Source organism: Pseudonocardia sp. ICBG601 (genome assembly GCF_020496245.1).
The window spans coordinates 18,678-37,918 of record NZ_JAHLJA010000061.1; the positions used below are offsets into that span (position 1 = coordinate 18,678).

A 19,241-nucleotide genomic window follows, 5' to 3' on the forward strand; every position below is an offset into this window, starting at 1 on the left:
GGCATGTACCCGCCCCCGCCCGACCTCGCCGCGCACGCCAACGTCACCGCCGCCACCTACGACCAGGCGGCCGCCGACCCCGAGGCGTTCTGGTGTGCGCAGGCCCGCCGGCTGGAGTGGGACCGCGTGCCCGAGCAGGGCTACGACGGCAGCAGGTGGCCCGAGGTCACCTGGTTCGCCGACGGCACCCTGAACGTCGCGCGCAACTGCGTCGACCGGCACGTCGAGGCCGGTGCGGGGGACAAGGTCGCGCTGTACTGGGAGGGCGAGCCGGGGGACCGGCGCACCGTCACCTACGCCGACCTGCAGCGCGAGGTCGCCCGCTGTGCGCACGCGCTCACCGCGCTCGGGGTCGGGCGCGGCGACGTGGTCGTCGTGTACCTGCCGGTGCTGGTCGAGACCGTCGTCGTGATGCTCGCCTGCGCCCGGATCGGGGCGGTCCACTCGTTGGTCTTCGGCGGGTTCTCCCCGTCCGCGCTGCGGTTCCGGATCACCGACGGTGCCGCGAAGCTGCTGGTCACCACCGACGGCCAGTACCGCCGCGGGAAGGCCGTCCCGGTCAAGGCCAACGCCGACGAGGCCGCGTCCGGGGTGGACTCGCTGGAGCACGTGCTGGTCATCCGGCGGACCGGCTCGGAGGTCGACTGGACCCCCGGCCGCGACGTGTGGTGGCACGACGTCGTCGACACCGCACCCGAGGTCCACGAGGCGCAGGCGCACCCGGCCGAGAGCCCGCTCATGCTCGTCTACACCTCGGGCACCACTGGCACCCCAAGGGCCTGCTGCACACCATGGGCGGCTACCTCACCCAGGCGTCCTGGACGGCGTGGGCCTGCTTCGACCACAAGCCCGACGACGTCTACTGGTGCACCGCCGACCTCGCCTGGGTCACCGCGCACACCTACGAGGTCTACGGACCGCTGTCCAACGGTGTCACGCAGGTGATCTACGAGGGCACCCCGGACACCCCCGAGCCGGGCCGGCACTTCGAGATCATCGCCCGGTACGGCGTCACCGTGTACTACACCGCGCCGACCCTGGTCCGGACGTACATGAAGTGGGGTCCGGAGGTGCCCGCGCGCCACGACCTGTCCTCGCTGCGGTTGCTCGGCAGCGTCGGCGAGGCGATCAACCCCGAGGCCTGGCGGTGGTTCCACGAGGTGATCGGCGGCGGCCGCTGCCCGATCGTCGACACCTGGTGGCAGTCCGAGACCGGCGCGGCGATCTGCGCGCCGCTGCCCGGGGTGACGCCGCTGGTGCCGGGCTCGGCGACCCGGCCGCTGCCGGGCCTGTCGGTGCGGGTGGTCGACCGTGACGGGCGCACCTGCGCCCCCGGCGAGGGCGGCATCCTGGTGATCGACCGTCCGTGGCCGTCGATGGCGCGCACGGTCTGGGGCGACCCCGAGCGGTTCCGCGCGTCCTACTTCGCCGACTACGCCGAGCAGGGCTGGTACAAGGCGGACGGCGCGGTGATCGACGAGCACGGCTACGTGACGCTGCAGGGCCGCATCGACGACGTCATGAACGTCTCGGGCCACCGGCTCGGCTCGATCGAGCTGGAGTCCGCGCTGGTGAGCCACCCACGGGTCGCCGAGGCGGGCGTGGTCGGGGCGCCGGACCCGACGACCGGGCAGGCCGTGGTCGCGTTCGTGACCGTCACCGACGGCCCGACCGACGGGCTGACCGAACAGCTGCGGGCGCACGTGGCCCGGGAACTGGGGCCGGTCGCCCGGCCCCGCGAGGTCGTCCTCGTCGCGGAGCTGCCGAAGACCCGGTCGGGCAAGATCATGCGACGGCTGCTGCTCGACGTGACCGCCGGGCGCGAGCCCGGCGACACGACGTCGCTGGTGGACCCGGCCGCCTTCGTGGAGCTGGCGGCCGGGTACCGCCGGACCTGAGTCGGGCCGTGGTCGACGTAGCCGTCCTCCCGGTGGAGTCTGCCCGGAGTCGCTAGCGTCTCGCGGCATGATCGGTGCTGCGGACACCCGCGAGACGGCGACCGCGATGGCCGAGGCCGCGCGTGCCTGGCTCGACACCCTCGACCCGGGCCGGCAGGAGACGGCCGTCGGGCACGCCCCGACCGGTGACGACGACGCCGACGCCGAGCGCCGCCGCTGGTTCTACACCCCCACTGACCACGGTGGACTGACCTTCCACGACCAGCTCCCGCCGCAGCAGCGGGCCGCGATGAAGCTCGTCGGCTCGGGGCTGTCGCGGGGGCGTACGTGACCGTCGCGACGGTGATGGGGCTGAGAGTGAACGTCTGGAGAACGCTCCTCGACCACACCGAGGGCTTCGTGACGCTGTTCGACCGCACCCGCGGCCGCGACCCGCAGATGTACTACCTGCGGGTGTTCGGCGAGCCGGGGGACATCGGGACCTGGGGCTGGCGCTTCGGCGGGCACCACGTGTCGATCAACATGCTGGTCGTCGACGGGGTGGTGGTCGCCTCCACCCCGTGCTTCCTGGGTGCCGACCCGGCGACCTCCGAGCTCCTCGGCGACGCCGTGCTCCGCCCGCTGGGCCGGGTCGAGGACCTGGCCCGCGACCTGGTCCGCGCGCTGCCGGCCGAGCTGCGCGAGCGGGCGGTGCTGCTCGACAAGGCGCCGCCCGACCTCGTCGCGGCCAACCGCACCGACCCGCAGGAGGGTGACAACTGGATCCCGCTGGCGGGGATCTGGCGCACCCGGGCGTTCGCCGACCCCGAGCAGCAGCGTGCGCTCGACGACATGAGCGAGGCCATCGAGGAGCGGGCCGCGTTCACCGACGCGCAGAAGGAGGCCGTCGCGCTGTCGCGCACCCCGGCCGGCGTGCCGGCGTCCGACCTGGACGCCGAGGGCCGCGAGATGCTGCGCGCACTGCTGGGCACCTACCTGGAGCGGGTCGCCGAGCCGCTGCAGCCGATCTCCCGCTACGACGACGCCGCCGCGCTCGACGCCGTGCACCTCGCCTGGGCGGGACCGCTGGAGACGGCGCCCCGAACTACTACCGCGTCCAGGGACCACGGCTGCTCATCGAGTGGGACAACACCCAGCGCGACGCCAACCACGCCCACTCCGTGTGGCGCGACCCGTCGGCGGACTTCGGGCTCGACGTGCTCGGCGCGCACCGGGCGGCGCACCACCTCGGCCGAGGCGGTCAGTCCCGGTAGGCGGGTGCCCGGCTCGGGCCCTCCCGGTGGTCACGCTCCAGCAGCGGCCGCCACCGCGGCGCGACCAGGGTGGACAACACCACCACGCTGGTGGAGCGGGCCACCAGCGGGGAGCGGCCGAGCGCGAGCAGGGTGTCCTGCAGGTCCTCGTGCGACGACGCCGCGAGCCGGCACATCACGTCCGACGAGCCGGTGGTCGCGTACGCCTCGGTGACCGCGGGCAGCGCCGCGAGCTCGGCGGCGACGTCGCCCAGCTCGCCCTGCGCGATCTCCAGCGTCACGAACGCCTGCACGCCGTACCCGGCAGCCGGGAGGTCGACGTCCGGGCCGTACCCGGTGACGACCCCGGCACGTTCCAGCCGGTCCAGCCGTGCCTGCACCGTCCCGCGGGCGACCCGCAGCGTGCGCGAGAGCTCCAGCACCCCGGCCCGCGGCCGGTCGCGCAGCGCGGCGAGCAGGTCGACGTCGAGGGCGTCCAGGGACAGCACCTGGCGAGCCTATCGTTGGCAAGATGTTGGCAAGCGTTGACAAGCTTGCGCAACGAACGGCACGCTCCCTCCGTGGCACCCACCCTGACCGATGTCGCCCGGGCGGCGGGCGTCGCCCTGTCCACGGCTTCGCGGGCCTTCTCCGACCCGGACCGGCTCGGCGCCGACACCCGCCGGAAGATCCTCGCCGCGGCCCAGGAGCTGGGCTACGCACCGCGGGCCGTCGAGACGTCGCCGGCACCCGCCACCTTGACCGTCGCCGCGATCGTCCCGGACATCGCCAACCCGGTCTTCTCCCGTTTCGTGAAGGCGGCGCAGGCCCGGGGCAGGCAGAGCCGGACGACGGTGGTCGTCGCCGACACCGACTACGACCCGGAGCGCGAGCGCGAGACCATCGCCGACCTGCGCGGCCGGGTCGACGGCGTCGTCGTCCACTCGTCGCGTCTCGACGGGGCCGAGGTGCTCGACCTGGTCGGGGCGACGCCGTCGGTGCTGGTCAACCGGGAGGTCGCGGGCGGGCACTGCGTCACCGCCGACTCCGAGCAGGGGCTGCGCCAGACCGTCGACCACCTCGACGCGCTCGGGCACCGCCGGATCGCCTACGTCCAGGGCCGCCGGGACTCCTGGTCCAATCAGCACCGCACCGGGCTGCTCCGCGCGCTGGTGGCCGAGTACGGCCTGGAGCTGGACCTGCTCGGCTGGCACACCGAGACCGTCGACGGCGGTACCGCGGCCGCCGCCCGGGTCCTCGCCAGCGGCGCGACCGCGGTCGTGGCCCACAACGACCTCGTCGCCCTCGGCCTGCTCACCGGCGCCCGCGCGCTCGGCGTGCGGGTGCCCGACGACCTGTCGGTCGTCGGCTTCGACGACATCCCCTTCGCCGCGTTGTCCGATCCGGGCCTGTCCAGCGTCGCCACCCCGATGGACCGCGCCGGGACGCTCGCCCTGGAGATCCTCGGCCGGGCTGCCGTCGGCGAGCGGACCGCGCCGCGTGCCATCCGTCTGCCCACCCATCTCGTCGTCCGCGGCACCACCGCCCCGGTGCGCGTCGCCCTGGAGGTCACCCCGTGAAGATCGTCGTCGCCGACCAGAACCTGCTCGGGGTCCGTGCCGAGGTGGAGGCCGGGCTCCCCGTGGGCAGCGAGATCGTCTGGCCCCCGGCGCGCGACACCGCCGCCGTCGCCGAGGCGGTGGCCGGCGCCGAGGTCCTGATCGGCGGGCGGTGCCCGAAGGAGGTCGGCGTGGCCGGGCCGGACCTGCGGCTGGTGCACGCGGCCGGTGCCGGGACCGACGGGATCGTGGTCGACGCGCTGCCCGTCGGGTGCGTCGTCGCGAACACCTTCCACCACGAGGACTCGATCGCCGAGTACGTCCTCGCGTCCACGATCCTGCTGCGCCGCGGGTTCCTCGCCCAGGACCGCGCGCTGCGGGCGGGGGAGTGGCCCACCCCGGCCTACGACCCGTCCGCGCCATGGGTGGACTCGCTGTCCGGTGCCGTCGTGGGCCTCGTCGGTTTCGGGCACATCGGGGCCCGCGTCTGGGACCGGTTGCGTGCACTCGGCGCCCGCGGTGTCGCGGTGACCCGGCGCGGCGCGGTCGATGCGACCGCCACCGGCCTGGACTGGGCGGGCAGCACCGCCGACCGGCTGGGTGAGCTGCTCGCCGTCGCCGACGTCGTCGTGGTCAGTGCGCCGCTGACCCCGGAGACCGAGGGGCTGCTGGGCGCATCCGAGCTCGCCGCGATGCGCCCCGGAGCCGTACTGGTCAACGTCGGCCGTGGCCCGCTCGTCGACGAGCACGCGCTCTACGCGGCCCTGCGCGACGGCGCCATCGGCGGTGCCGCGATCGACGTCTGGTACGGCTACCCGCCCGCCGGGAGCACCCACGCCGCGCCGTCGTCGCTGCCCTTCGCCGAGCTGGGCAACGTGCTGATGACCCCGCACTCGTCGGGACTGACCCGCCAGACCTTCCTCGGCCGGGCCGCCGACATCGGCGCGAACGTGCATCGGCTCGTCGCCGGCGAGGAGCTGCGCGACGTGGTGGCGGTGGCCCGGTGAGCGACCGCATCGTCGCGGCCGAGGTCCTCCTGACCTCACCCGGGCGCAACTACGTCACGCTGAAGCTCACCACCGCCGACGGCGTCGTCGGCTGGGGCGACGCGACCCTCAACGGCCGCGAGCTCGCCGTCGCCGCCTACCTGCGCGAACACCTGTGCCCGCAGCTCGTCGCCCGGGACCCCGGGCGCATCGAGGACACCTGGCAGTACCTCTACCGGGGCGCCTACTGGCGGCGCGGCCCGGTCACCATGACCGCGATCGGCGCCGTCGACCTCGCACTGTGGGACATCCTCGGCAAGACCGCGGGGCTGCCGGTGTACCGGTTGCTCGGCGGCGCGGTGCGGGACCGGGTGCGCGCCTACACCCACGCCACCGGCTGGGAGACCGCGCAGCTGTGCGACGCCGTCGACGCGGCCGTCGAGCGCGGGTTCTCCGCGGTCCGCGTCCAGACCGGGGTGCCCGGCCTCGACACCGTCTACGGCGTCGGTCGTGGCCCGGGCTACGAGCCCGCCGGCCGGGGCACCGTGCCCGCCGAGGAGACCTGGGACACCGCGGCCTACCTGCGCCACGCACCGGCCGCGCTCGCCGAGGTCCGGGCGCACACCGGGCCGGAGCTGGCGCTCCTGCACGACGCCCACCACCGGCTCACCCCGATCGAGGCGGCCCGGCTCGGCCGCGCGCTGGAGCCGGTCGACCTGTACTGGCTCGAGGACGTCACTCCGTGCGAGAACCAGGAGGTCCTGCGCCGGGTCCGCGCCCACACCACGACCCCGCTCGCGATCGGCGAGGTGTTCTCCACGATCTGGGAGTTCCAGCAGCTGATCACCGAGCAGCTCATCGACCACGCCCGGGCCGCCGTCACCCACGCCGGCGGGATCAGCTCCCTGCGCCGGCTCGCGGCACTGGCCGACCCGTGGCAGGTCCGGATCAGCCCGCACGGCCCGTCGGACGTGTCGCCGGTCGCGATGGCCGCGGCCCTGCACGTCGCGCTCGCGACGCCCAACCACGGGATCCAGGAGTACATGGGTCACCCCGGACCGGCACACGAGGTGTTCCGGCACGCCTGGAGCTGCGTCGACGGCCACCTGCACCCCGGCGACGCCCCCGGGCTCGGTGTCGACGTGGACGAGGCGCTCGCCGCCCGGTTCCCCTACGAGCCCGCCCTGCTGCCGGTCGCGCGCCGTCGCGACGGCTCGATGACGGACTGGTGAGGGCCGTGCCGGCCCGGCAGCACCCCGGAATCGTCCACCTCGGACTGTCCAACTTCCACCGCGCCCACCAGGCCGTGCACACCGCCGCCGCGCTCGACGCGGCCGACGGGCCCTGGGGGGTCCTGGGCGTGGCGCCGCGCAGCACCGCCGTCGCCGACGCCATGGTCGCCCAGGACCTGCGCTACGCCGTCGTCGAGATCTCCCCGGCGGGGGAGCGCGCCGTCGTCCCGGCCGTGCACACCGGGGTGCGGGTCGCCGCCCGGGAGCCGGACGCGGTGCTGGCCGCGCTGTCCGCCCCCGGCACCCGGATCGTCTCGCTCACGGTGACCGAGCACGGCTACACGCTCGACCCGGTCACCGGCGGGCTCGACCTCGACCACCCCGGTGTCCGCGCCGACCTGCGCGGTGACGCCGCTCCGGGCACCGCGATCGGCCTGGTCGCCCGTGGGCTGCTGCACCGGGCCCGCGCCGGCGCGGCTCCCGTCACCGTGCTGAGCTGCGACAACCTGCTCGGCAACGGCGACACCACCGCCCGGCTGGTGCACGGGTTCGCCCACGCCATGGCCCAGGCCGAGCGCGAGGAGCTCACCGCCTATCTGGCCGGGGTGACCTTCCCGAACAGCATGGTGGACCGGATCGTCCCCGCGACCACGGACGCCACCCGGGCCGCCGCCGCCCGCCTCACCGGTGTCGACGACGCCGTCCCGGTCCCCGCCGAGCCGTTCAGCATGTGGGCGCTGGAGGACCGGTTCGCCGCGGGCCGCCCGGCCTGGGAGTCGGCCGGTCGCGGTGTCCCGGGCGCGGTGTTCACCGACGACGTCGCCGGCTACGAGCTGCTCAAGCTGCGGCTGCTCAACGGCACCCACTCGCTGCTGGCCTACCTCGGCGCACTGGCGGGGCAGGACCTCATCCCCGGTGCCATGGCGCACCCGGCCGTCCGCGCCGCTGCCGAGCGGGTCCTGCACGACGAGTACCGGCCCACCGTCCCGGTGCCCGCGGGCGTCGACATCGACGCCTACGCCGCCCGGCTGGTGGAGCGCTGGTCGAACACCGCGCTCGGCCACCGCACCCGCCAGGTCGGCTCGGACGGCTCGCTGAAACTCGCCCAGCGGGTCCCGGGCCCGGCGGCCGAGCACGTGGCCGCCGGACGCATGCCCCATCACCTGGCGCTCACCGTCGCCGCGTGGCTGGCCTGCGTCGCGCCGCCGCCGGGGTACGACCCCGGCCCGCATGCCGCCGCGATGCACGAGCCGGCCCGCGAGCGGCTCGCCGCCACGGCGACCGGCCCGGCCGCGGACCACGTCCGTGCGGCCTGCGCACTGCTCGGCGGCGAGCCCGGACCCGGGTTCGCCGACCGCGTCACCGACCTGTTCATCGTCCTGACCCGGCACGGCGTCGACGACGCCGTCGCCGAGGCCGCTGGTGGGAGGACCGCCGCATGACCGCTCCCGTGATCCCGGATCGCACCCGCGCGGCCGTGCTGCATGCCGCCTTCGACCTCCGGGTGGAGGACATCCCGGTCGTCCGGCCCGCACCCGGGGAGGTGCTCGTCGCCGTGGAGGCGGTCGGGGTCTGCGGTTCCGACGTCCACTACTTCACCGACGGGCGCAACGGCCGCAACGTGCTGCGCGCCCCGATGGTGCTCGGGCACGAGGCGGCCGGTGTGGTCGTCGAGCTGGGCGACGACGTCGACGGTCCCGCCGTCGGGACCCGGGTCGCGGTGGAGCCCGCCGTCGGGTGCGGGACGTGCCCGACCTGCCGCTCGGGTGCCTACCACCTGTGCCCCGCAGGCACCTGCCTCGGCTCGCCGCCCACGCACGGGGCGATGTCGGGCTACCGGGTGGTCCCTGCCCGCGCGGTGCACCCGCTGCCCGACACCCTCGACACCGAGACCGCTGCCCTGGTCGAGCCGCTCGCCGTGGCCGTGCACGCGGTGCGCCGCGCCGGGGTCGTGACCGGGCACCGGGTACTGGTCACCGGGGCGGGGCCGATCGGTGTGCTGGTCGCGCAGGTCGCGCGGGCCGCCGGGGCGCACGACGTCGTCGTCACCGATGTGCACGACGCCCGGCTCGACCGTGCAGCCGCGCTCGGCGCGACCGCCGTCGTCAACACCGCCCGCGACGACCTGCCGGCCGCCGCCTTCGACCGTCTGCTGGAGTGCTCCGCGGTGCCCGCCGCGCTGTGGCAGGGCATGCACGCGCTCGCCCCGGCGGGCCGGGCGACCGTCGTCGGGCAGGCGCCGCCGTCCGTCGACGGCCTGCCGCTGGCACTCATGCAGCGCTGGGAGATCGACCTGAACGCCTCCTTCCGCTCGGCGCACGCGTTCCCGACCGCCGTCGGGCTCGCCGCATCCGGCCGGGTGGACCTCGCCGGTGTGCTCACCGGCCGGTTCGCCCTCGACGAGGCACCCGCCGCGCTCCGTGCCCCGGGTGCCGATCCGCGCCACCTGAAGGTCGTCGTCCGTCCGCGCGGATGAGCGACCCACCCCACCCGTCGACCACCGCCCCGTAGCGGGGCCCGATCCATCCGAGGACGTATGGACACGAGCGGAACCACACCGGACAACACGGTCAGGGCCGACGACCGCCCTGCCGACCCGCGGGCGACCCGCAGGGCCGCGTGGGCAGGCCTGGTAGGCACCACCCTGGAGCAGTACGACTTCGTCATCTACGGCACCGCGTCCGCGCTGGTGTTCTTCCCCAACATCTCCCCGGCGGCCGGCATCCTGGCCAGCTTCTCCGCCTACGCCGTCGGGTTCCTCGCCCGGCCACTGGGCGGGCTGTTCTTCTCCCGCTACGGCGACCGGCTCGGCCGCAAGCGGATCCTCGTCGTCACCCTGATGCTGATGGGCGGCTCGACGTTGCTGATCGGGTTGCTCCCGACCTACGGGACGATCGGGGTGCTCGCCCCGGTGCTGCTGGTGCTCTGCCGGTTCCTGCAGGGGTTCGGGGCCGGCGCCGAGCAGGCCGGCGCCGCGACCCTGCTCACCGAGACGGTCGGTCGTGGCCGCCGGGGCCGCTACGCCTCGCTGGTCATGGTGGGTGCGGCGCTGGGTACCGCGCTGGGCGCGGTGGTCTGGGTCGCGGTCCAGCAGCTCGGCCAGGAGGCGCTGCTCGCGTGGGGCTGGCGGCTGGTGTTCGCGTCCAGCCTGGTCGTCACCGTCGTCGCCATGATCATCCGGCGCAGGCTCGACGAGAGCCCGGTCTTCACCGAGCTGAAGGAGACCCACGTCGCGCCGCGCCGACCGGCGGGCGAGGTGTTCCGGCACGGGCGGCGGCCGATGCTGCTGGTTCTGTTCATGAACGTCGGCGCCAGCGCGCAGTCCTACACCTTCCAGGTGTTCGTCGCGTCCTACCTGGTGTCCTCGATCGGTGTGGACGCGTCGTTCGTGCCGCAGGTGCTCCTGGTCGGGGCGATCTGCGGGGGCATCGCGGCCTTCGGGTTCGGGGCGCTGTCGGACCGGTTCGGGCGCCGTCCGGTCTACTCGACGATCCTCGCCGCCATGGTCCTCCTGCCGGGACCCGCGTTCATCGCGTTCGGCACCGGGAACCGGGCCGCGATCGTCGTGACCATGATCGTGAGCTTCGTCCTGGCGGTGAACGGCGCCGTCGGGGTCCAGATGAGCTGGTTCCCCGAGCTGTTCGGCAACCGCTACCGCTACGCCGGTGTCACCCTGGGCCGGGAGTTCTCCTCCGCGCTCGGGGGTGGGGGTGGCGCCGCTGATCTGCGCCGCCCTGATCGGGGCGTTCGCCGGGTCGTGGATCCCGGTGGCGGTCTACATGTCGGGCATGGCGGTCATCAGCCTGGTCGCGGCCCGGATGGCGCCGGAGACGGTCGACCGGGACCTGACCGTGCCGCAGGATGCGGGCGCGGTCGTCCCGGCCGACGGCGCGCCGGTCCGCTGAGCGACGGTGCCCGCCCCTCGCGGCGGGCGGGCACCGGGTCTCAGGCCGCCGGCACCGGGCCGCGGCGGGCGAAGTCCGGGGCCGCTCCGGACGGAACCCCACGCCGACGAGGTAGGCGGGCACGATCTGCAGCGCCGGGACGCGATGCATCAGCCGCAGCAGCGGAACCGGGGGACCGTCGCGCCGCCCCGTCAGCGCCGGGCCGGCCATGGTGCGGTGCATGATCCGCTGGAGGCCCTGGACCAGCACCGTCGGGAGCAGTCTGCGGTTGCGGACCCGGCCGAGGTCCCGCTCGGTGAGGGTGCCCCGCTGCAACGGGGCGGCGAGCAGGGTCGCGGTGGCCACCGCGTCCTGGATCGCGAGGTTGATCCCGACGCCGCCGATCGGGGACATCGCGTGCGCGGCGTCGCCGATGCAGAGCAGCCCGTCGACGTGCCAGCGGCGCAGCCGGTTGAGCTTCACGTCGAGGTGCTTCACCTCGTCCATCGAGGCGATGTCGCTGACCCGGTCGGCGTACTCCGGCATCAGCTCGGCGAGGTCGGCCCGGAACGCCTCGATCCCCGCGGCGCGCAGCCGCGCGTCGGCGCCCTTGGGTGCCATGTAGCCGATCTGGTAGTAGCCCTCGCGCGGGATGACGACCGCGAAGCGCCCGTTCCCGATCCGCGGGCGGAGGGAGGCGTGCATCTCCTCGGGGCGGCGCGGCAGCCGGAACCACCAGGTGTCGAACGGGACGTCGTACTCGGTCACGGGCAGGCCGGAACCGTCCCGCAGGATCGAGTGCCTGCCGTCGCAGGCGACCGTGAGGTCGGCCCGGATCTCGCCGGTGGTCTCCTCGCCGGGCGCGGTCGTCGTCGCGTACCGGACGCCGGCGACCCGCCCGTTCTCCCGGAGCAGCGAGGTGGCGCGGGTGTCGAGCCGGAGATCGAAGGTGGGTTCGTCGGCGGCGGCGTCGGCGAGCAGGTTCAGCAGGTCCCACTGCGGGACGAGCGCGATGTAGGGGTGGCGGACCCCGATCCGGCGCAGCAGCGACAGGTTCCCGATCCGCTGCGCGCCGCCCCGCCCCTCGGGGATCACGACCTCCTCGACCCGGCTCTGCGGCAGCGCGGCGAACCGCTCGCCCAGCCCCAGGTCGTCGAGCAGGTCCAGGGTGGTGGGGTGCACGGTGTCCCCGCGGAAGTCCCGCAGGAAGTCGCCGTGCTTCTCCAGCACGGTCACCTCGACCCCGGCCCGGGACAGCAGCAGGCCCAGCATCATCCCGGCCGGGCCGCCCCCGACCACACAGCACGTCGTCCGCTCCGACATCATGCCCCCTCATTTCAACTGGCGTTGAATTAAGGCGAGTATGCGCCTGCGGGGACCGTCGCGCAATCGGTGTGACCTGCCGTGCTCAGCCGCCGAAGCGGCCCCGGGCCGACTCCGGGATCAGCGGCCGCTCGCCCCGGACCCGCAGCTCCTGCACCGCCCAGGTGTTGCCGTCGGGGTCCGCGAAGCCGAAGAAGGTGCCGCCGTCGCGCTCGTCGAGCACCGTCACCTCGCTGCACTCCACCCGCGTCCGACGAGCTCGTCGCGCGCGGCCCGGGCGTCGGCGACGCAGAGCTGCAGCCCGCGCATCGAGCCCGGCGCCATCTCGTTCTGTGCCGGCAGCGAGCCGACGACGATCGAGCAACCCGAGCCCCGCGGCGTCAGCTGGGCGATGTGCATGTGCTCGGTGCGGGTGTCGTGGTCCAGGTCGAAGCCGACCCGGTCGCGGTAGAAGGCGACCGCGGCGTCGAGGTCCGACACCGGCAGCACGACGACCTCGAGTGTCCAGTCCATGGTGGGTCCTCTCAGGAGTGCGCCGCGGCGCGGAAGGAGTGCAGGAGCGCGGGACCCTCGGGCCCGTCCCACATCACCTGGGTCAGCAGCAGGGAGATCACACCGCTCGACGGGTCGGAGCGCCAGCCGGTGCCCAGGCCGCCGTCCCAGCCGTAGCGTCCGCCGTCCTCGACGGCCAGGCCCAGGCCCCAGCCGCAGCCGTCGTCGAGGAACGGGGCGGCACCGGCCCGCTGCGCGGTGCTCAGCCGGTCGGAGGTCAGCTCGGCCACCGCGCCGGGGGACAGGACCGGGCTGCCGCCCGCGCGCAGGGCCCGGGTGAACGCGAGCAGGTCGTCCAGGGTGGAGACCAGGCCACCGCCTCCGGAGGGGAACACCGGCGGGGTCGACCACGCGCCGTCGACCGGGTCGGTCACGGTGAAGCCGCCGCCGGGTGCGGCGGCCAGCAGCGGGACGAACCGGTCCCGGTCGGCGGCGGGCACCGAGAAGCGGTGTCGCGCATGCCGAGCGGGGCGAACACCCGCTCGGCGAGCACCGTCGCGAGGTCGGTGCCGCAGCGGCGGGCCAGCAGGACACCGAGCAGGTCACCGGAGGTGTGGTACAGCCAGCGCGACCCGGGCTGTGCGACGAGCGGCACCGCGGCGAGCCGCGCGGTCCAGGTGTCGGGGTCGGGGAGCGGGTAGGACCCGGGTGGTCCGTCGCTGCCGAGCCCTGCGGTCGCGCGCTGCACCGGCAGCTCGGCCGGGGGCCGGGGGAGCATCCCGATCCCGCAGCGGTAGGTCAGCAGGTCGTACAGGGTGATCGGCCGGCGCGCGGGGACGGTGTCGTCGAGCCCGGCGGCCTCGTGACGCAGCACCCGCGGCGCGGCGAACTCCGGCAGCCACGCCGCGACCGGCTCGTCGAGGTCGAGCATCCCGTCCTCGACGGTGCGAGCGCGGCGACCGCGACGACCGGCTTGGTGACCGAGGCGATCCGCACGATCGTGTCGCGGCGCAGCGGGTGTCCGGCGCCGTCGTCGCCGAGGACGTGCACCCCGGTGCCGTGCCGGGGATGGTCGACGGCCGCGACGAGTCCGGGGACGCACCCGGTGGCGACGGCGTCGCGCAGGATCTGGGCGGTGGGGTCCAGGGTGACGGGCACGGGGGCCTCCCGGGGTCGGTGGTCTCACCCCTCTCGACCGCGGTGGCCCCGCGAACTCATCGCTTGATGCCGACCCCGCCCACGATGCACCGCTGCACCGGGTCCTCGCCGCGCAGCTGCGGACCGTCGGGCCACCACCGGTAGCAGGGGACGATGCCCGGGTCGACCAGATCGAGGCCGGGGAACAGCCCGGTGATCTCGGCGAGGGTGCGGAACCGGCCGCTGCCCATCGGGCTGTGCACGAAGACCTGCTCCATCCGCCGGGCCAGCTCGCTGTCGGCGTTCTCCGGGTCGAAGAAGTGCGCGATCGCGACGACGCTGCCCGGGGCGAGCCGCTCGACGTAGCGGGCCATGATCGCCTGCGGGTCCACGGCGTCGTCGAAGTGGTGGATGGTGCCGATCTGGAACAGCGCGACCGGCTGGTCGAGGTCCAGGAAGCCCTGCACCGACGGGTCGGCCAGCACCGACTCCGGCTCGCGGATGTCGGCGGCGGAGAAGCGGGTGAACTCGTTGTCCTCCAGCAGCGCCCGGCCGTGCGCGATGACGGTCGGGTCGTTGTCGACGTAGGCGACCCGGGCCTCGGGCTGGAGCCGCTGGACCACCTGGTGGGTGTTCTCCGCGGTCGGCAGGCCGGAGCCGCAGTCCAGGTACTGGGTGATGGAGGTCTGGGTGGCGACGAAGCGCGCCGCCCGGATCAGGAACGCCCGGTTGTCGACGGCGAGCAGGTTGACCTCGGGGGCGATCTTGCGGACCCGCTCGATGGTCTCCCGGTCGACCTCGTAGTTGTCCTTGCCGCCGAGGGCGTAGTCGTAGACCCGGGCGATGCTGGCCTTGGTCGTGTCGATGTACGCGGGAGCGCGACCCTCGGTCGGCTGGGCCATCGGCGGAGTCCTCACTGCCGTCGTCGGCGGCGTCGCGCCGGTGCGTCGGTCGGTGCCCGGACGACGCCCGTCGTGGCGCCGATCACCGGTGCGGTCACCGTAGCGGACCGACCCGATCGGGCACGCACCGTCACCGTCCGGACGTGTCCCGTGATCGAGACCGCTGACGACCTGCGGAACCGTTGTGTAGGCTCGGTCACCCGATCGGCAGTCCCCCGCAACCGCAGGAGCCCGTCCCGGTGGTCCCCAGCCCGAACAGCCCCACCCCGCCCGGTGCCGACCGCGGCCCGACCGCGCGGCGCATCGTGCTCGGATCACACCTGCGCCGGCTGCGGGAGCGCGCGGGCATCTCCCGGACCGACGCGGCGTACGCGATCCGCGGCTCGGACTCGAAGATGAGCAGGCTGGAGTCGGGCAAGGTCGGGTTCAAGCAGCGCGACGTCGCCGACCTGCTGACGATGTACGGCGTCGCCGAGGGCCCCGAGCGCGACCAGGTCCTGTCGATGGCCGAGGAGAGCAACTCCAGCGGCTGGTGGGCCCGCTACAACGACGTCGTCCCCGGCTGGTTCGAGGACTTCGTGGGTCTGGAGGCCTCGGCGTCGCGCATCTCGTCCTACGAGCTGCTGTTCGTCCCGGGGCTGCTGCAGACCGAGGAGTACGCTCGCGCGGTCGTCAGCGACGGACACACCGACCTGCCGCCCGTCGAGCGGGCCGACGTCGAGAAGCGCCTGGAGGTGCGGCTGCGACGCCAGCGCGTGCTGCACCGCAAGGACGCACCGACCTTCTGGACCGTGCTCGACGAGGCCGTGCTGCACCGACCGGTCGGCGGGGAGGAGAGTCTTCCGTGCCCAGCTCGACCACCTCATCGAGCTGTCGTCGCTGCCGAACGTCGTCGTCCAGCTGCTGCCCTGGGACCTGTCCGGCTACGGCGCCGAGCACGCCTTCACCATGCTGCGCTTCGCCGAGCCCGAGCTGCCCGACCTGGTCTACCTCGAGGAGATGACCGGGGCCTCCTATCTGGACAAGCGGGCCGACGTCGAGCGCTACGGCCGTTCGATGGACCGGCTCACCATCGACGCGCTCAGCCCGGCCGAGGCCAAGCAGGCACTGAGCAAGCTGCGCGCCGAGCTCTGACCTGCACCGACGTCGCTCCCGGGCGACGAGCGGCGCCCGTCTTCGGGCCCCGGGCACCACGCTCCGACGTCGACCGCCCACGGCCCGTGCACCGCAGTCGGGCGCGGACGGGCGACCGTCGGGCGCGTTCCGTCCTGTTTTGCACGACCGAGCCGCTTGCCCACTGCTAGCGTTTGACGCAACGGAGAATGCATATGCAGATGAGGTGAGCATTCGCATGGACCAGATGCACCTGAGCGGCCCCGCGGCGATCGATTCGCTGACGTGGCGCAAGAGCGTGCGCAGCGGCTACCAGGGCAACTGCGTCGAGCTCGCCGTCGTGACCGGAGGGACCGTGGCCGTCCGCAACTCGCGGGACCCGCACGGCACCGTGCTCGCCTTCCCGGCCACCGAGATGGCCGCCTTCTGACCTCGATCAGGAACGGCGAGCTGGACGACCTCGCCTGAGCGTCCGCCGACCTCCCGCGGGCGGCCGGCCGCCCGCGGTGAGCCGAGAATGATCTTCTCGGTGTAGGAAGGAACGGTGAGCCGTTCCGATCAGGCCCCGTCCTACCGCGGGGCCAGCGCCCACTACCTGTCCCCGGCGCGACGGGACCCGGTCAAGGTCGGTTCCGAGGAGCCGGTCACCCGGCGGGTCATCGCGAACGCGCTGGCCGCGTTGCACCTGCGGCCCGGCGCCCCCGTCGCCGTGCTCGACGTCGGGTCCGGCACCGCCGACGGGTTCGCCCTCCTCACCCGCCCGGAACCGGCGCCGCGCCGATCGTCGCGGAGGACCGGCTGCGCTACGTCGGCCTCGACGTCGACCCGGAGATGGTCGCCACCGCACGGGACACCGTCGGCTCGCCGTCGGCGTCGTTCGTGCTCGGCGACGACGTGCGCGACGCGCTGCCCGACGGTGCGTTCGACCTGTACCTGTCCTGCGGCGTCCCCTACTCCCACCTCACCCGCGACGAGCTCGTCGCCGCGCTGGGGTCGGTGCTGGCCGCCGTGGCGGCCCGGGGCCGACGGGCGGCGGTCGTCGTCGACGTCCTCGGCCGGTACTCGGTGGAGTGGCAGCCCCGCTGGGACACCGAGCGCTGGGACTACGCGATGAGCTTCTTCGCCGGCGGCGGCGAGGCGATCTCCGAGCCGATGACGTTCTACGGCCGTGCCGAGCTGGACGCCACCGTCGACGCGGCGCTGGCCGGCAGCGGCGCGCGGCTGGTGTCGCGCACCGCCGTCGACCGGTCGGTCCTGGTCGGGCGGCACACCGCCACCGGCACCTTCCACCCGTCGGTGCCGCGGTTCCGGACCCTGCTGAACGACCTGGTCCGCGACCCGTCCCGGGTCGACCCCGACGACCTCCGGTTCACCCCGGCGACCGAGGGAGCACCGGAGGAGGCGTTGGCCTGGCTGCGCGGGTTCGCCGACCGGTGGAACGGCGTCCTGGAGCCGTACCGGGGGGCCGGCCCCCTCGCCGGGGCCGAGGCCGCCCGGCTCGCCGGGACCCTGCTCGGACTCGAACGGGCCGCGGGCCCCGGCCTGGGCGTGGGTCACTCGCTGACCATGACGCTGGTGGCCGAGCCCGCCTGAGCACGGCCCCGCCGCTCAGTGGTGCCGTCGGTCAGGGGCGGGAAGCGGTTCGGGCCCTCGTCCTGCTCGAACATCTCCGCGGCGGGCCCGACGATCAGCCGGTCCGGCGGGGAGGCCACCCCGGTGTCCTTGCCGGGGTAGTCGAACAGGCCCAGGACGTGGCGCATCGCCTCGAGCCGCGCGCGCTTCTTGTCGTTGCTCTTGATCACCGTCCACGGGGCGTCCTTGGTGTCGGTGTAGAAGAACATCGCCTCCTTCGCCTCGGTGTAGGCCTCCCATTTGTCCAGCGAGGCCAGGTCCATCGGGGACAGCTTCCACTGGCGCACCGGGTCGACCTGGCGGATGAGGAAGCGGGTGCGCTGCTCGTCGCGCGAGACCGAGAACCACAGCTTCACCAGATGGATCCCGGACCGGACGAGCATCCGCTCCAGCTCCGGGGTGGCCCGCAGGAACTCCATGTAGGAGCGGGGGTCGGTGAAGCCCATGACCCGCTCGACGCCGGCCCGGTTGTACCAGGACCGGTCGAACAGCACGATCTCCCCGGCCGAGGGCAGGTGCGCCACGTAGCGCTGGAAGTACCACTGGCCGGCCTCGCGCTCGGTCGGCTTCTCCAGCGCCACCACCCGGCAGCCGCGGGGGTTGAGGTGCTCGGTGAACCGCTTGATCGTGCCACCCTTGCCGGCGGCGTCGCGCCCCTCGAACAGGACGACGATCCGTTGCCGGTGTCCTTGACCCAGTTCTGCAGCTTCAGCAGCTCGATCTGCAGCAGCCGCTTCTGGTGCTCGTACTCCTGGCGCGACAGGCGGTCGTCGTAGGGGTAGCCCTGGCGCCAGGTGTCGACCGGGCTGCCCTCGGGGTCGACGAGGGTCGGGTCGTCGTCGTCGGAGTCGTCGACCCGGAAGTGCCCGGGTCGACCGCACCGGGGTGCGGGATGAGGGGAGCGGGGGCGTCGGCCTGAGGCTCGACCGGGGTCTCGTCCACGTCTGGCAACGCTGCGCGCCGGGCATGGCGACCGGGCCACCCCGGATGACGTCCGGGTGATCAGCGGGCAGCGGGACGGGGCCGGTCGTGCCAGTAGCCCTGCGCGTGGACCCGGTCCGGGGCGACGCCCGCCTCGTGCAGCAGGCCGCGCACCCGCGCCACCCGGGTGCTCTCGGTGGCGTTCCAGGTGTAGAAGCGGTCGCCCAGGCGGGCGGCCGCGGCACCGTGGGTCCCGACCCAGTCGGTGACGGCCTCGAGCAGCGATCGCCCCGGCCGCCGGCAGACCTCCACGGTCACGCCCGGATGGGCGCCGGCGAGCCCGACGGCGTCGGCCGGGTCGCCGACCTCGACCAGCACCCGGGCCCGGTGGTGCGGCGGGAGCGCGGCGAGGATGCCGCGCACGGCGGGCAGCGCCGTCTCGTCGCCGGTGATCAGCACCTCGGTGGCGGGGCCCGGGTCCCACTGCACGCCGTGGTCCGGGTTGCCGCGCCGCACGTCCGGCCCGGAGAGCAGGACGGCGGCGCCGGGCCGGGCGGCCGCCGCCCACGCGCTCGCCGGACCCGGCCGGGCGTGGCAGAACACGTCGAGCTCGACCTCGCCGCGCCCCCGGCCGGACCGCCACCGGGGTGTAGCTGCGCGGCAACCGGCCGCGTGTCGGCGGGCAGCTCCCGCAGCCGGGCCCGCCACTCGCGTTCGGGCAGGCCCGACGCGAGCGAGGCGGGGTAAGCCGACCTCCGTCGGGACCAGCAGCTTGATCCGCTGGTCCCGGCCGTGCGGGGCGAACCGCGACAGCTCCGGCCCGCCCAGGACGAGCCGCCGGAACCCGGGGGAGGGCACGCCGACGGCGAGCACCCGGGCGGCGAAACAGGACGTTCGGCGACCCCGCCAGCGGGCTCACCGGCCCAGCGT

At 74.4% G+C, this 19,241-nt stretch carries 15 protein-coding genes and 7 pseudogenes; 12 read left to right on the forward strand and 10 right to left on the reverse strand.

Annotated elements, in window-relative coordinates; all coding sequences use genetic code 11:
• Window positions 1-3: 3 nt before the first annotated feature.
• From acs to KPL57_RS19235, 3 genes and pseudogenes are all read left to right on the forward strand, one after another.
• Window positions 4-1,898, forward strand: a pseudogene (gene acs, locus KPL57_RS19230) (acetate--CoA ligase).
• A 67-nt stretch (window positions 1,899-1,965) separates the two neighbouring features.
• Window positions 1,966-2,229, forward strand: coding sequence for a DUF3500 domain-containing protein (locus tag KPL57_RS66835; RefSeq protein ID WP_264198307.1), 264 nt, complete (start codon window positions 1,966-1,968; stop codon window positions 2,227-2,229).
• 107 nt (window positions 2,230-2,336) lie between these two features.
• Window positions 2,337-3,151, forward strand: a pseudogene (locus KPL57_RS19235) (DUF3500 domain-containing protein).
• Here KPL57_RS19235 and KPL57_RS19240 read toward each other — a convergent pair.
• Window positions 3,139-3,639 carry an Lrp/AsnC family transcriptional regulator gene (locus KPL57_RS19240; RefSeq protein WP_174525508.1) on the reverse strand — a complete coding sequence of 167 codons (501 nt, stop codon included), beginning with the start codon at window positions 3,637-3,639 and terminating at the stop codon, window positions 3,139-3,141. The pseudogene KPL57_RS19235 and the gene KPL57_RS19240 sit on opposite strands and share 13 nt — an antisense overlap.
• 72 nt (window positions 3,640-3,711) lie before the next feature.
• Here KPL57_RS19240 and KPL57_RS19245 point away from each other — a divergent pair, with 72 nt between their 5' ends.
• The 6 genes and pseudogenes from KPL57_RS19245 to KPL57_RS19270 all read left to right on the forward strand — a co-directional run.
• A complete protein-coding gene (locus tag KPL57_RS19245) occupies window positions 3,712-4,710 on the forward strand; it encodes a LacI family DNA-binding transcriptional regulator (RefSeq protein WP_226352636.1) in 999 nt (332 codons plus the stop codon).
• On the forward strand, window positions 4,707-5,696 hold the full coding sequence (locus KPL57_RS19250; RefSeq protein WP_226352637.1) for a 2-hydroxyacid dehydrogenase: 990 nt from the start codon (window positions 4,707-4,709) through the stop codon (window positions 5,694-5,696). The genes KPL57_RS19245 and KPL57_RS19250 overlap by 4 nt, the downstream gene beginning before the upstream one ends.
• A complete protein-coding gene (gene manD, locus KPL57_RS19255) occupies window positions 5,693-6,907 on the forward strand; it encodes a D-mannonate dehydratase ManD (RefSeq protein WP_226352638.1) in 1,215 nt (404 codons plus the stop codon). The genes KPL57_RS19250 and manD overlap by 4 nt, the downstream gene beginning before the upstream one ends.
• Window positions 6,904-8,349 carry a mannitol dehydrogenase family protein gene (locus tag KPL57_RS19260; protein ID WP_226352639.1) on the forward strand — a complete coding sequence of 482 codons (1,446 nt, stop codon included), beginning with the start codon at window positions 6,904-6,906 and terminating at the stop codon, window positions 8,347-8,349. The genes manD and KPL57_RS19260 overlap by 4 nt, the downstream gene beginning before the upstream one ends.
• Window positions 8,346-9,383, forward strand: a complete 1,038-nt coding sequence (locus KPL57_RS19265; RefSeq protein WP_226352640.1) for an NAD(P)-dependent alcohol dehydrogenase — start codon at window positions 8,346-8,348, stop codon at window positions 9,381-9,383. Before KPL57_RS19260 ends, KPL57_RS19265 begins: the two co-directional genes overlap by 4 nt.
• Before the next feature lie 60 nt (window positions 9,384-9,443).
• Window positions 9,444-10,553: pseudogene (locus KPL57_RS19270) on the forward strand (MFS transporter); the annotation flags it as partial.
• Window positions 10,554-10,852: 299 nt separating this feature from the next.
• Here KPL57_RS19270 and KPL57_RS19275 read toward each other — a convergent pair.
• The 7 genes and pseudogenes from KPL57_RS19275 to KPL57_RS19300 all read right to left on the reverse strand — a co-directional run bounded on the left by KPL57_RS19275 (window position 10,853) and on the right by KPL57_RS19300 (window position 15,075).
• Window positions 10,853-12,114, reverse strand: a pseudogene (locus KPL57_RS19275) (FAD-dependent oxidoreductase).
• An 85-nt stretch (window positions 12,115-12,199) separates the two neighbouring features.
• Complete coding sequence (locus KPL57_RS19280; RefSeq protein WP_226352641.1) at window positions 12,200-12,343, reverse strand: hypothetical protein; 144 nt, start codon at window positions 12,341-12,343, stop codon at window positions 12,200-12,202.
• On the reverse strand, window positions 12,340-12,627 hold the full coding sequence (locus KPL57_RS19285) for a VOC family protein (RefSeq protein WP_226352642.1): 288 nt from the start codon (window positions 12,625-12,627) through the stop codon (window positions 12,340-12,342). The genes KPL57_RS19280 and KPL57_RS19285 overlap by 4 nt, the downstream gene beginning before the upstream one ends.
• Before the next feature lie 11 nt (window positions 12,628-12,638).
• On the reverse strand, window positions 12,639-13,106 hold the full coding sequence (locus tag KPL57_RS66840; RefSeq protein ID WP_308252932.1) for a serine hydrolase: 468 nt from the start codon (window positions 13,104-13,106) through the stop codon (window positions 12,639-12,641).
• A pseudogene (locus tag KPL57_RS72330) lies at window positions 13,037-13,764 on the reverse strand (serine hydrolase domain-containing protein). The gene KPL57_RS66840 and the pseudogene KPL57_RS72330 overlap by 70 nt, the downstream one beginning before the upstream one ends.
• A 56-nt stretch (window positions 13,765-13,820) precedes the next feature.
• On the reverse strand, window positions 13,821-14,645 hold the full coding sequence (locus KPL57_RS19295) for an SAM-dependent methyltransferase (RefSeq protein WP_226352643.1): 825 nt from the start codon (window positions 14,643-14,645) through the stop codon (window positions 13,821-13,823).
• Between the two features lie 196 nt (window positions 14,646-14,841).
• On the reverse strand, window positions 14,842-15,075 hold the full coding sequence (locus KPL57_RS19300; protein ID WP_226352648.1) for a hypothetical protein: 234 nt from the start codon (window positions 15,073-15,075) through the stop codon (window positions 14,842-14,844).
• Between KPL57_RS19300 and KPL57_RS19305 the strand changes: the two are divergent.
• The 3 genes and pseudogenes from KPL57_RS19305 to KPL57_RS19315 all read left to right on the forward strand — a co-directional run.
• Window positions 14,966-15,779, forward strand: a pseudogene (locus tag KPL57_RS19305) (helix-turn-helix domain-containing protein). The gene KPL57_RS19300 and the pseudogene KPL57_RS19305 overlap by 110 nt on opposite strands.
• A gap of 205 nt (window positions 15,780-15,984) precedes the next feature.
• Window positions 15,985-16,188: a DUF397 domain-containing protein gene (locus tag KPL57_RS19310; protein ID WP_226352644.1), complete on the forward strand. Its 204-nt coding sequence runs from the start codon at window positions 15,985-15,987 to the stop codon at window positions 16,186-16,188.
• 344 nt (window positions 16,189-16,532) lie between these two features.
• Window positions 16,533-17,351 (forward strand): annotated as a pseudogene (locus KPL57_RS19315) (class I SAM-dependent methyltransferase); the annotation flags it as partial.
• Here the strand turns inward: KPL57_RS19315 and ppk2 are convergent.
• Entirely contained in the window at window positions 17,312-18,358 is a 1,047-nt protein-coding gene (gene ppk2, locus KPL57_RS19320) for a polyphosphate kinase 2 (RefSeq protein ID WP_308252934.1), read from the reverse strand. The pseudogene KPL57_RS19315 and the gene ppk2 sit on opposite strands and share 40 nt — an antisense overlap.
• Window positions 18,359-18,392: 34 nt before the next feature.
• Window positions 18,393-19,184: a siderophore-interacting protein gene (locus KPL57_RS69910; RefSeq protein WP_226352645.1), complete on the reverse strand. Its 792-nt coding sequence runs from the start codon at window positions 19,182-19,184 to the stop codon at window positions 18,393-18,395.
• Between the last annotated feature and the right edge of the window lie 57 nt (window positions 19,185-19,241).